Origin of the sequence: Nocardiopsis suaedae (genome assembly GCF_027706745.1) — a bacterium.
Taxonomy (GTDB): Bacteria; Actinomycetota; Actinomycetes; order Streptosporangiales; family Streptosporangiaceae; genus Nocardiopsis_A; species Nocardiopsis_A suaedae.
In genome coordinates, this window is the sequence record NZ_JAQFWP010000113.1 from 1 (window position 1) to 11,758 (window position 11,758).

The 11,758-nt window shown below is 76.3% G+C and carries 15 protein-coding genes; 12 read left to right on the plus strand and 3 right to left on the minus strand.

Annotated features, from left to right (window positions below):
• The coding region (locus O4U47_RS30535) for a hypothetical protein (protein WP_270681469.1) at window positions 1-283 on the minus strand (283 nt) is incomplete at its 3' end.
• 50 nt (window positions 284-333) lie between these two features.
• On the opposite strand from O4U47_RS30535, the gene O4U47_RS30540 reads away from it, so the two are divergent.
• Complete coding sequence (locus O4U47_RS30540) at window positions 334-1,131, plus strand: oxygenase MpaB family protein (protein WP_270681470.1); 798 nt, start codon at window positions 334-336, stop codon at window positions 1,129-1,131.
• Window positions 1,132-1,174: 43 nt separating this feature from the next.
• On the opposite strand, the gene O4U47_RS30545 is transcribed toward O4U47_RS30540, so the two are convergent.
• Window positions 1,175-1,933: an SDR family oxidoreductase gene (locus O4U47_RS30545; protein WP_270681471.1), complete on the minus strand. Its 759-nt coding sequence runs from the start codon at window positions 1,931-1,933 to the stop codon at window positions 1,175-1,177.
• 170 nt (window positions 1,934-2,103) lie between these two features.
• Between O4U47_RS30545 and O4U47_RS30550 the strand changes: the two genes are divergently transcribed.
• The 8 genes from O4U47_RS30550 (at window position 2,104) to O4U47_RS30585 (ending at window position 8,300) form a co-directional block, all read left to right on the plus strand.
• Window positions 2,104-2,832 (plus strand): PIG-L deacetylase family protein, encoded by a 729-nt coding sequence (locus O4U47_RS30550; protein WP_270681472.1) that lies wholly within the window; start codon window positions 2,104-2,106, stop codon window positions 2,830-2,832.
• Between the two features lie 91 nt (window positions 2,833-2,923).
• Window positions 2,924-3,460 carry a YbhB/YbcL family Raf kinase inhibitor-like protein gene (locus tag O4U47_RS30555; protein WP_270681473.1) on the plus strand — a complete coding sequence of 179 codons (537 nt, stop codon included), beginning with the start codon at window positions 2,924-2,926 and terminating at the stop codon, window positions 3,458-3,460.
• Window positions 3,461-3,637: 177 nt separating this feature from the next.
• Window positions 3,638-4,270 (plus strand): HAD family hydrolase, encoded by a 633-nt coding sequence (locus O4U47_RS30560; RefSeq protein WP_270681474.1) that lies wholly within the window; start codon window positions 3,638-3,640, stop codon window positions 4,268-4,270.
• Between the two features lie 412 nt (window positions 4,271-4,682).
• The gene (locus O4U47_RS30565) at window positions 4,683-5,696 is read left to right on the plus strand and encodes an ATP-grasp domain-containing protein (protein ID WP_270681482.1); all 1,014 of its coding nucleotides are present in this window, start codon (window positions 4,683-4,685) and stop codon (window positions 5,694-5,696) included.
• Entirely contained in the window at window positions 5,693-6,508 is an 816-nt protein-coding gene (locus tag O4U47_RS30570; RefSeq protein WP_270681475.1) for a 3'(2'),5'-bisphosphate nucleotidase CysQ family protein, read from the plus strand. The genes O4U47_RS30565 and O4U47_RS30570 overlap by 4 nt, the downstream gene beginning before the upstream one ends.
• A gap of 157 nt (window positions 6,509-6,665) precedes the next feature.
• Window positions 6,666-7,118, plus strand: coding sequence for a DUF1707 SHOCT-like domain-containing protein (locus tag O4U47_RS30575; RefSeq protein WP_270681476.1), 453 nt, complete (start codon window positions 6,666-6,668; stop codon window positions 7,116-7,118).
• A 194-nt stretch (window positions 7,119-7,312) separates the two neighbouring features.
• A complete protein-coding gene (locus tag O4U47_RS30580) occupies window positions 7,313-7,741 on the plus strand; it encodes a DUF1707 SHOCT-like domain-containing protein (RefSeq protein ID WP_270681483.1) in 429 nt (142 codons plus the stop codon).
• Window positions 7,742-7,796: 55 nt separating this feature from the next.
• Window positions 7,797-8,300, plus strand: coding sequence for a DUF1707 SHOCT-like domain-containing protein (locus tag O4U47_RS30585; protein ID WP_270681477.1), 504 nt, complete (start codon window positions 7,797-7,799; stop codon window positions 8,298-8,300).
• 45 nt (window positions 8,301-8,345) lie between these two features.
• Here the strand turns inward: O4U47_RS30585 and O4U47_RS30590 are convergent, their stop codons facing one another.
• Complete coding sequence (locus O4U47_RS30590; RefSeq protein WP_270681478.1) at window positions 8,346-8,840, minus strand: DUF3145 domain-containing protein; 495 nt, start codon at window positions 8,838-8,840, stop codon at window positions 8,346-8,348.
• 218 nt (window positions 8,841-9,058) lie between these two features.
• Here O4U47_RS30590 and O4U47_RS30595 point away from each other — a divergent pair, with 218 nt between their 5' ends.
• From O4U47_RS30595 to O4U47_RS30605, 3 genes are all read left to right on the plus strand, one after another.
• Complete coding sequence (locus tag O4U47_RS30595) at window positions 9,059-9,643, plus strand: RNA polymerase sigma factor (RefSeq protein ID WP_270681479.1); 585 nt, start codon at window positions 9,059-9,061, stop codon at window positions 9,641-9,643.
• A gap of 12 nt (window positions 9,644-9,655) precedes the next feature.
• Window positions 9,656-10,123, plus strand: a complete 468-nt coding sequence (locus O4U47_RS30600; protein WP_270681480.1) for a hypothetical protein — start codon at window positions 9,656-9,658, stop codon at window positions 10,121-10,123.
• 198 nt (window positions 10,124-10,321) lie between these two features.
• Window positions 10,322-10,828, plus strand: a complete 507-nt coding sequence (locus O4U47_RS30605) for a YbaK/EbsC family protein (protein WP_270681481.1) — start codon at window positions 10,322-10,324, stop codon at window positions 10,826-10,828.
• Window positions 10,829-11,758 lie beyond the last annotated feature (930 nt).

Consider the following 11,758-nt stretch of genomic DNA (forward strand, 5'->3'; position numbering starts at 1 on the left):
GGCCAGGGCCCGTCAGCGGGGCACCCGCCGAGCCGCCCACCCGCACCGCGAGGAATCCGCCGCCCGGCAAGCAGGCCCGGGGAACCACCCCGCTCTCACCGTCGCCGCCAACTGCGGTGACCATCCGCGCGCCGGGCGGCCGACAACGCACCAGGTAGGCCCACCCGCCTTCGTCGTCGCCGCCCTCCACCCCGCACCCCGGCCACCCGCCGCCCGGCCAGGGCCCGTCAGCGGGGCACCAGCCGAGCCGCCCCGCCCCGGTGCGGCCGTACTGCCTGCGCAAACCCGTGCGTCCGCTTTCCTCCCCTCGCGGGGCCGGTTACCGTGAGCCCCATGGGACAGGGGATGTTCGCCGACGACACGGCCATCAGGCGGGTGAACCGGGAGGCGTCCACACTCCTGGCGGCGGCGTACGCCATCCTCCTCCAGGTCGCCCACCCCGCCGTCGGGCAGGGGGTCAGCGACCACAGCGACTTCGCCTCCCGCCCCCTGGACCGCCTGCGCGGGACCCTCACCTTCGTCTACGGGACCGTCTTCGGCACCCGCGAGGAGGCGGAGCGCGTCGCGCGGATCGTGCGGGCGGTGCACCGGCACGTCGTCGGCCCCGGCTACGACGCGCGCGACCCCGACCTCCAGGTGTGGGTGGCGGCCACCCTCTACGAGGGCGCCGTCCGGATCCACGGGCTCGTCTTCGGCGAGCTCTCCCCCGACGAGAAGGAGGAGCTGCTCGGCCAGTGCGCGCTGTTCGCGACCTCGCTGGGCTGCCCCGGGGACCGCTGGCCCGCCGACCTCCCCTCCTTCGAGCGCTATTGGAAGGAGACGGTCGAGGGCATCGAGGTGGGCGACGCCGCGCGGGGCATCGCCCGGGACCTGTTCACCCCGCGCAACCGGGCCCTGCGCCCCCTTACCGCGGTGCAGCGCTTCGTCGCCTCGGGCATGCTCCCGCCGAACATCCGCGAAGGGTTCGGGCTGGAGTGGGACGAGCGCCGACGCCGCCGGTTCGACCGGTTCTTCTCCGTGGTCAGGGCCCTCTACCCGCGCCTCCCCCTGCGCGTGCGCACCCTGCCCCGGGACCTCTACCTCCGCGACATGCGGCGCAAGGCGGCGCGCGGCCGGCCCGTGCGGCGCTGAGGGCCGACCGGGGACCGGCCGCGCGGGCGCGTCCGGGGCGCGTTCAGAGCGAGCGGATCGCCCCGCCGTCCACGGCCACGCACGAGCCGGTGACGTACGACGCCGCCGGGGAGAGCAAGAACGCCGCCACCTTCCCGAACTCGTCGGGGCGCCCGGCCCGCCCGAGCGGGACGGCCGCGTCGCGCTTGCGGGACTCCTCGGGCGCGGCCGCCTCCAGCTCCTGGATGCGCGGGGTGGAGATGCGCCCCGGCAGCAGGCTGTTCACCCGGATTCCGCGCGGACCCAGCTCGTCGGCGAGGGTCTTGGCCGCCATCGCCAGGCCCGGCCGGAGCCCGTTGGAGATCGCCAGGTTCGCGATGGGCTGGCGCACCGAGCTGGAGAGCACGAACCCGATCGCGCCGCCCTCCCCCATCCGCTCGGCGGCGGTGCGGGCCAGCCGCAGCGCGCCCAGGAAGACGGTGTCGAACGCGCCCGCCCACTGCTCGTCGGTGGCCGACAGCACCCCGCCCGGGGGCGGTCCGCCGACACTCACCAGCAGCCCGTCGAGTCCGCCCCACGCCTCGGCGGCGGCCTCCACCAGGCGTCCGGCCGCGTCGGGGTCGCCGTTGTCGGCGGCCAGCCCGCGCACCCGGCCCGGGTGCTCGGCCTCCAGTTCGGCGGCGACCGCCTCGACCCGCTCGGGTCCGCGCGAGGACACCAGCACCCGCGCCCCGTCCTCCAGGAGCGCGTGGGCCGTCGCCAGGCCCAGCCCGCTCGTCGCCCCGGTCACGATGTAGGACCGGCCCTCGATGCCCAGATCCACCGCTGCCTCCTCGTCGTCTCGGCCCCCACGCCGCGGCGGTTCCCCGCGGGTGGGCCCCGCCATCCTGCCACCGTCCCCCGCGCCCCTCGCGGCGCGGGCGCCCCGCCCGGCGCGCCCGGCCGGACCTACGATGGGGACGGTCGCCCCGGGACGGAAGGAGGCCGGTGCCGATGCCGGTCGCAGACGAGCAGGACACGGTCGAGCGCGCCCTGGTGGTGATGGCCCACCCCGACGACGTCGACTTCGGGTGCGCGGGCACCGTGGCGCTGTGGACGCGGGCCGGGACCGAGGTCGTCTACCTGATGGTCACCGACGGCGACGCCGGGGGCGACGAGCGGACCGTGGACGGGGCCGGCATGGCCGGGCTGCGCCGGGCCGAGCAGCGCAAGGCCGCCGCCGCGGTCGGCGTGCACGACGTGCGGTTCCTCGGGTACCCGGACGGGCGGGTGCTGCCCACGCTGGAGCTGCGCCGCGACATCGCCCGGGTGATCCGCCAGGTGCGGCCGCAGCGCCTGGTCATGCCCAGCCCCGACCGCGACTGGCGGCGGATCGCGGTGAGCCACCCCGACCACCTGGCCACCGGGGAGGCGGCGATCAACGCCGTGTACCCCGACGCCCGCAACCCGCACGCCCACCCCGGGCTGCTGGCCGAGGAGGGGCTGGAGGCGTGGACCGTGCCGCAGGTGTGGATCCCGCACGGCCGGGAGGCCGACCACTGGTCGGACATCACCGAGGTCTTCGACCGCAAGCTGGCGGCGCTGGCCTGCCACGAGAGCCAGATCCCCGACGTGTCCGCCCTCGAACCCCGCCTGCGCGAGTGGCTGGGCGCCGCGGCGGTCCAGGGCGGCCTGCCCGAGGGGCGCCTGGCGGAGGTGTTCCAGGTCGTCGACACGCGGTGACACCGCCGTGCCCGGGTGCGGATGCGCTCGCCTCCGCGACGCGATAGACGTGTGGAGAGCACCTGTCCGACCGAGACCAAGGAGGCCCGCCGTGGCCCAGCCGCCTTCCCCGTACGAGTTCCTGCCCGAGGTCCCCTCCTTCACCGTGACCAGCCGGGACGTCGCCGACGGGGTGACGCTCCCCATGGCCCAGGTCAGCGGGATCATGGGGGCCGGGGGCGAGGACGTCTCCCCGCACCTGGCCTGGGAGGGCTTCCCCGAGAGGACCCAGAGCTTCGCCGTCACCTGCTTCGACCCGGACGCCCCCACCGCCAGCGGGTTCTGGCACTGGGCGGTGTGCAACATCCCCGCCGAGGTCACCTCGCTCCCGGCCGGGGCGGGCGGCGAGGGCGGCCCCGGACTGCCCGAGGGGGCGGTGACCCTGCGCAACGACGCCGGGGGCAACCGCTACATCGGCGCGGCCCCGCCCGCCGGGCACGGCCCGCACCGGTACATGTTCGCCGTGCACGCGGTGGAGGCGCCCCGCCTGGACGTGGACGCCTCGGCCACCCCGGCGTTCCTGGGGTTCAACCTGTTCTTCACGGCCATCGCGCGGGCCGTCGTCACCCCCGTGTACGAGCAGAAGTGACCCGGACCCCCGGCTGACGGCGGTGGCCCCCGGCGTGCCGGGGGCCACCGCCCCCTCACCGGCAACGATGCCGGGGTGACCCGCCGCATCCCGCCCCGCCCCCGCACGCCCCTCCCGACCGCACATACACTCTGGTTCTCTGGCGTTCGTACGAACTCGAATGGAGTGTGCGCGAACATGAATTCTGTGCGATCCGGGTGCTCCACCGTCATCTTCGACTACGGCGAGGTCCTCTCCCGCCCGCAGGACGAGACCCAGCGGGCCGCGATGGAGCGCCTCGCCGGGGTCCCCGCCGACCGGTTCTGGAACGCCTACTGGGGCGAGCGCCGCGCCTACGACGGGGGCCTGGCCGCCGCCGAGTACTGGTCGCGCGTGGCCGAGCGCGCCGGGGCCGCCTGGGACACCGCCCGCGTCCAGGCGCTGTGGGCCTCCGACCTCGCCTCCTGGCTGCCCACCGACCCGCAGGTGACCGCCCTGGCCGGCGCCCTCGCCGAGCGCGGGGTCCGGCTGGCCCTGCTGTCCAACGCCCCCGCCGACATCGCCGGGGCGCTGCGCCACTCCCCCGTGCTCGCCCCGTTCGGCTCCGTCTTCTTCAGCTGCGACCTGCGGCTGTGCAAGCCGGACCCCGCCGTCTACCGGCACGTCCTGGACGAGCTGGGTACCGAGCCCGCGCGGACCGCGTTCATCGACGACCGCGAGGAGAACGTGCTCGCCGCCAAGCGCGAGGGCATCGACGCCCACCACTACGAGGGCCCCGAGGGCCTGCGCTCCTTCCTGGAGGAGCGGACCGGCGCCCTCACCAGCGGCTAGCCTCCCCGCGCTGACCGTTTGCGGTCAGCCCCCGGGCCGGGGCGGTGTGCTCCGGCCCGGGGGACGCGCGTCCCTCCCGGGCCGCCCCGGACGCCGCCCAGGGCACGGACGCCCCCGCCGGGCCGTGCCGGGCGCCCGCGAAGTAACCCGTGGTAGCACGCCCGAACGGGCCTCCCGGTTGTCCTGCGAACCGGAACCGGCCAACCCCGGGCGCCCCGCTGATCTCCGCTTTACGCTCGACATGTACGGATCGACAACCCCCGCCGGGCCCGGCGCCGCCCCCACCGGGGCGGGACCCGCCGCGGAAGCACCCGACCCACTGCCGTCCCGTGCGCGACCCATGCACACCGTCCATATCGAGCGGAGAGGTTCATCGGTGTCCGTTGCACAGCCTTCCGAGCGCCCGACCGTCGTGGTCACGACCGCGGGCTCGGCATCGACGTCAGGAACCATCCTTCACCTGCGGCGTCTGGGGTACCGGGTCGTCGCCACCGACATCGACTCCACCGCGCCCGGCCTCTACCTCGCCGACGCCTGCCGCCTGGTGCCGCCGGGCACCGACCCCGACTTCGCCGCCGAGCTGCGGGGCGTGTGCGCCGAAGAGGACGCGTCCGCCCTCATCCCCCTGGTCGACGAGGAGCTGCTGCCCGCCTGCGGGCTGGCCGCCGCCGGGCTGCAGGTGCTGCTGCCCCGCCGCGACTTCATCGCCACGTGCCTGGACAAGTACGCGCTGATGCGCCGCCTGGCCGCCGCCGGGCTGCCCGTCCCGGCGACCGCGCTCGCCTCGGAATGGGAGGGCGTGCCGCGCACCCCCGTGGTGGTCAAGCCGCGCTCCGGGCGGGGCAGCCGCGGGGTGGCCGTGTGCCGCACCCCCGACGACCTGTCCCGCCTGCTGGCCTCCGGCGGGCACGCCCCCGAGGACCTGCTGGTGCAGGAACAGGTGGCCGGGACCGAGTTCACGGTCTCGGTGGTGGTCTGGCGCGACGGCCGGGTACAGGCCGTGGTGCCCAAGGAGGTGGTGCTCAAGAGGGGCGTCACCAAGTTCGCGGTCACCCGGCGCGCCGAACACGTCGCCCGGGTGTGCCGGGACGTCCAGCGCGAGCTGCGCGCCGACGGGCCGTTCAACGTGCAGCTCGCCCTGGACGCCGCCGGAGAGCCGCGCATCTTCGAGATCAACCCGCGCTTCTCCTCCACCGCGCCGCTGACCACCGCGGCCGGGGTGGACGAGGTCGGCGGCCTGCTGGCGCAGGCGGTGGACGGCGGGCCGCAACTGGCCGACGAGTGGCGCGAGGGCGTGGTGATGGTGCGCCGCTGGACCGACGAGTTCATCGACGAGGAGGCGTTCGCCGCGGCGGGCGTGCGTCCGGCCGCCGCGGAGCCCATGCGCGAGCCCGAGCCCGAACCCGCCGTGCGGGTGCCCAGGTGAGCCGACCCGGGGCCGCGCCAGGAGAGCTCCTGGCCCCGCTGACGGCGGCGGTGCTGGAGGTCGGCGTGCTGCTGCGGGAGTGGCGCGCCGACGCCTCCGCGGTGCGCGGGGTGTGGGAGGGGTCCCAGTTCAAGGCCGGGGCCGACGCGCGGGCGCACCGGGAGCTGAGCGGGCGGCTGTCGGCGCTGGCCCCGGACGTGCCGGTGCTCAGCGAGGAGGACGCGGCCTCGCAGGTGGCGGCGCGGCCGGAGCGGCACTGGCTGATCGACCCGATCGACGGCACCGCGAGCTACGCCCACGGGTTCCCCGGGTACGTGACGCAGGCGGCGCTGGTGCAGGGCGGGCGGCCGGTGCTGGCCGCCATCTACGCGCCGGAGAACGACGTGATGTACGCGGCGGTGCGGGGGCTGGGCGCCACCCGCAACGGGGTGCTGATGCCGCGCCTGGAACCGGCCCCGGTGGGGACGGGGGCGCTGGTGGACAACACCCCCGAACCGCGCGGGATCGCCGCCGAGGCCTACGCGCACTTCGGGTTCGGGGCCTACCGGGAGAGCGGGAGCATCGCGCTGAAGCTGTGCCGTGTGGCGGAAGGGGCGGCCGGGCTCTTCGTCAAGGACGTCCCGGTGCGCGACTGGGACGTGGCGGCGCCGCTGGTGGTCCTGGAGGAGGTCGGGGCGGGGCTGGTCCGGCTCGACGGGACGCCGTTCGACTTCCAGGGCGGGTACGAGAGCACGGGCCTGATCGGGGCGTCGTCGCCGGCCGCCTGCGCGGACGTGGCGCGCTGGTGGCGCGGGCGGGCCGGGGCCGGGTAGGGGAGGCCTGGCGCCCTGGGCGGTGTCCTCCGTTCGGAGGACACCGGACCGGCCCACGAGCCGATGCTCCTGCCCGGGCGGCGGGTCTACCCTCGGTAGGGAGGCCGCCGACGGCGTACTCGCGACGGGGAGACACGGGGGAACGAGGAGACGGGCCATGGAGAGCTCCGCAGCGCGCCCCGGGGACTACCGGGCCGCCGACAGCGACCGCGACGCCGTAGCCGAGCGGCTCGCGGCCGCGCTCGCGGAAGGGCGGCTCAAGGAGGACGAGTACCGCGAGCGCCTCGACGCCGCCCTGAGCGCGGTCACCCTCGGCGACCTCGATCCCCTCACCGCGGACCTGCCGCCCGCGGGCACCTCCGCGCCCGCGCCCCGCCCGGAGGGGCCCATCGACCTGGCCGCGGCCGGCGAGGCGAACGCCCCCTCGGTCTGGAAGGAGCAGGCCGAGGCGTGGCGCCCGTGGGCCGGGGGCGCGGTCATCATGGTCGGCATCTGGGGCCTGACCAGCGTCCTGGCCGGGGAGGCCACCGCCTTCTGGCCGATCATCCCGCTGGGCATCTGGGCGCTGGTCGTCATCGCGGGGATGATCACCGGCGGCCGCGGCCGCTGACGCGGCACCTCCGCCGCCTCGGCCCCGCCCTGCCCGGAACCGGCCGTGCACCCGCGCCCCATGCGCCCCGGCCCGGCCCACCCGCCCGGGGAGAGCCTTTTCTCCCGCCACGGCGGCGCGTATCGTGAAATCTCCCATCATCATGCGGCAGGGGGTGGGCGTTGGTGGACGACGAACGCGTTCCCGAGAGCCGTATGCGCGCCTCGGACGCCGACCGGGACGCCACCGCCGAACGCCTCGCGACCGCCCTCGCGGAGGGCCGCCTGGACCTGCAGGAGTACGAGCGCAGACTGGACGCGGCCATGGCGGCGGTGCACCTGGGCGACCTGCGCGCCCTGACCGCCGACCTGCCCGAGCCGCCCCCGCCCCCGGCCCCGGTCGAGGAGCGCCCGCTGGTCGCCGCCGCCACCGGGGGCGAGGCGGCCTCCCCGTGGAAGGAGTGGGTCGACGAGTGGCGCTGGTGGCTCGGCGGCGCCGTGATCATGACCGGAATCTGGGGCGTGACCAGCATCATGGGCGGCGCGCTGCTGCCGTTCTGGCCGCTGGTCCCGCTGGGGATCTGGGCCGCGATCCTGGTCGCGGCCGCGATCTGGCCGGACGAGAACTCGGGCCGTCGGCGGTGAGCGGGGAGCGGCCGGAGGCGGTCCGGTCCCCGGTGCGCCGGAGGGAGTGACGAGGATGGACGACGAACGTCTGCCGCCGGAGCGGATGCGCGCCTCGGACGCCGACCGGGACGCCGTCGCGCGGCACCTGGGGCACGCCCTCCAAGAGGGCAGGCTGGCCCTGGTGGAGTACCACGAGCGGCTGGACCGGGCCATGGCCGCGGTGACCATGGGCGACCTGGCCCCCCTGACCGCGGACCTGCCGTCGCCGCCGCCGGAGGTGGTGCGGCCGCCCGCCCGGCGGCCGCAGGCGCAGGTGCCCGAGGCCGACCGGTCCCGGGAGTGGCACCGCCGCCTGGAGCCGTGGCGGGGGCTGGCCGCGGTGTCGGTGGTGCTGATCGGCATCTGGGGGGTCACCAGCGTGATCGCCGGGGGGCTGCTGCCGTTCTGGCCCCTGATCCCGATCGGGTTCATGTTCGTGTTCACCTTCGCCGGGGCGCTGAGCGGGGCCTGCCACCACCCGCCCGACCGCGGCCAGGGCCGGGCCGACCGTCCGTGGCCTCCCCCGGACGGGCGCTGACGGCGGGCGCCGCGGCCCGCCCACGCCCCGGGCGGGCCCACCGGGTCAGCCCGCGGCGTGCAGCCAGCGGACGGGGGCGCCGTCGCCCGCGTAGCGGAAGGGTTCCAGCTCCTCGTCCCAGACCCGGCCGGTGAGGCGGTCCAGCTCATCGGCCAGGTCGGCCTCGCCGGCGGCGGCGCGGTCCATGGCGGTGCGCAGGCGCGCCTCGGAGACCAGGACCTCGCCCGCGGCGCTGGTGACGGCGGTGAAGACGCCCAGGGACGGGGTGTAGCTGTAGCGCACGCCGTCGCACCCCGGGGTGGCCTCCTCGGTCACCTCGAAGCGCAGGCGCTGCCAGCCGTTCAGTGCTGAGGCGAGCGCGCCGGACATGCCGGGCGCGCCCTGCCAGTTCAACTCCGCGCGGTGCGTGCCGGGTGCCGCCGGCTGGTCGTCCCAGTCGAGCTTCACGGGCACGCCGACGACGCCCGCGACCGCCCACTCGACGTGTGGGCACAGCGCCGCGGGCGCGGAGTGGACATACAAGACGCCACGTGCGGACACCGAACCTCCTGATACGAACGAGTGCGCTTCCCCGTCGCCCTCGTTCTTCCGCAGAGGAGCCGTCCGTTCGGGAGTTCTCCTCGGGCCATTGTGCCCCATGGGCACCAATGGCACCAGGGCGGAGGTGGCCGGATCCGGCATTCCCGCCCGCGGAGGGTTGCGCGGCGGTTAGCGTGACCCCAGGTGTGGCAGGTCCGGTGAGTCTACTTGGGGCGCCGTTGAGTGACCAGACCCGTGACGCCTCCACCTCCGCCGCCGAGCTGGTGGGCCGGGCCGCCGCCGGGGACCACGCCGCCTGGCGGGGTCTGATCCGGCGCTACGAGCTGATGGTCGACGCCGTGGTGCGCTGCCACGGCCTGGCGGGGCAGGACGCCGAGGACGCCTGCCAGACCGTGTGGTGCCGGCTCGCCGAGCACCTCGACGGGATCCGCTCCCCGGAGCGGATCGGGTCGTGGATCGCCCGGACCGCGCACCGGGAGGCGGCCCGGCAGGCGCTGCTCGCGCGGCGCGCGCGGGCCCTGGAGGCCGGGGAGGGGAAGCGGCTGCTGGACCCGGTCGACCACCGCACCCCCGAGTCGGAGTTCCTGCGGGCCGAGCAGGGCCGCGGCGTGCGGGAGGCCATCGCCGCGATCGAGGAGCCCGAGCGCACGGTGCTGGCGCTGGACCTGCACCGGCCGGGGGCTCCGGCGGCGGAGGTGGCGGACTGCACCGGACTGCCCCTGGACGAGGTGGCGTCGGTGCGCCGCCGGGCCCGGCGGCGGCTGCTGCGGCTGTTGAGGGAATCGGACACGGTGGACGTGTGAGCGGGAGGCGCTGTGCGGGGACGGGGCGAGGACGAGCGGGCCGACCTGCTGATCGCCGAGCTGCGGCGGGGCAGGCCCCAGGCGGGGCCCATGTCGGAGCGGGTGCGGCGGGCGGCGGACGGCGCGTTCGCGGCCCGCGCGGTGGAGGCGCCGGTCGCCGAGGTCGTGGACGACTCGCTGGAGCGGCACGGCGGGGTGCGCCCGAGCGCGGTTCCGGGGCCGCGCTATGTGGTGCTGTGGGGGTCGGGGGTCGAGGTGCGCCTGGAGATCAGCGAGCAGGGTGATGAGCGCAGGGTCGCGGGCCGGGTGGTGCCGCCGCTGGGCGGGGCGGTGGAGGTGCGCAGCCCGTTCGGCGCGCGCGAGTTCGCGGTGGACGGCGGCGGGGGGTTCACCGCGTGCGCGGTGCCGCGTGGGCCGGTGCGCCTGCTGGTCCACGACGGCGGCGGGCCGAGGCTGGCGTCACGCTGGATCACGGTGTGACCGGCGTGCCGGGGGGACAGCACCCCTCGAGGCGAGGACGGAGGCCACGGCGGGGCCCCAACGCCGCACCGCCCGCACCCCACCGTGGGCCCCGGATCTCCGCCGCGCGGTGGTGCGGTGCCGCGGCCGATCATAGGATGCTCGGCGATTCCCGCGCGCGTGCCGCGTGGTCCCCGTCCCCTCCGAGGAGGAAGCGCCATGTCCGAGAACAAGGCCCCTGAGACGCCCCCGGAGGAGCTGCCCGAGCGCAGCAGGCGGGTGGCCGAGGCCTTGCAGGCGGCGGGGGTGCGGCCGCAGGTCCGGCGGCTGGAGGAGTCGGCCCGCACGGCGGCGCTGGCGGCGCAGGCGCTGGGGTGCGAGGTCGGGGCGATCGCGAACAGCCTGGTGTTCATGGCCGGGGAGGCGCCGGTCCTGGTGCTCACGAGCGGGCGCCACCGGGTGGCGACCAAGGCCCTGGCGGCCCGCCTCGACCTGCCGCGGCTGGACCGGGCCGGGCCCGAGCAGGTGCGGACGGCGACGGGCCAGGCGATCGGGGGCGTGGCCCCGGTGGGGCACCCGGCCCCGCTGACGACGGTGGTGGACGAGGCGCTGGCCGACTACGAGCGCATCTGGGCGGCGGCCGGGACACCGGAGACGGTGTTCCCGACGACCCACGCCGAACTCGTCCGCCTGACGAAGGGCCGCTCCCTGCCAGTGTCCGGATGAGACCGTCCCCCTGAAGCCGGGAGTCCGGCCGAGGGCCCACACCCGCCCCCGGTGGCGGCTCGGCAGGTCCCCCGCCGACGGGCCTTGGTCGTCCGGCGGGTGGGCGGGGTGCCGAGTGGAGAGCGGCAACGGCGGGACCGGCCGGTTCCCCACTCGCGGACCCCGGCCGTCCGCCAGGCCACCGGAGTGCAGGGTTGAGGGCGGCGACGACGCAGGTCAGCGGCCCGAGCGGTGGCGCTGTCGGCCGCCGGGTGGGTGCGTGGTCACCGTTCTTGGCAGCGACGGCGAAGCTGGTACCCCGCTCCGACCCTCGGCCGTCCGGCGGGTCGGCGGAGTTCAGGGGAGGCGGCGGCGACGGCATGAGCTGGGCCGGTTCCCCGGGCCTGCCTGCCGTCTGCCCGGCCCCTCGCGGTCCGGGCGGGCGGCGGCTCGGCCGGTCCCCCGCTGACGGGCCCCGGCCGTCCGCCGGGCCGCCCGTGTTGATCTCGGGAAAAACGACGCTAAAACCGCGCCGGTAGCGTCGTTTTCCCCGAGATCAACACGGAGGAGGCCGACCGAGGGGCGCATACCGGGCGCGAACGGGAGGATTCGGCGGTCTCACGCGGTGGATTCGCCCCCCGATCCGCGAATACGCGTACATTCCGCCACGCAGGATGCCCCAAGAGGGGTCGTGGTGCCCGAAAGGCGGGTTCCGGTTCGCCGGGATGCGCCCGGCGGCCCGGATCCACGGCCGATCTCAACCAACGTGCACCCCTCCGGCGAGATCCTCCCGCATGGCGAGACGCAGGGGCCAGGGTTCGCCATCTCCGACACCCGACCCCGGCCCCGCCCGGCCCACCCTGAACCCGGCAGCGCCATGACCTGGGCGACCACGCCGCGTTAAGGGGGGGGAGGGCCGGGAAGCGCACCCAGCGACACCCGCGCGGGCCC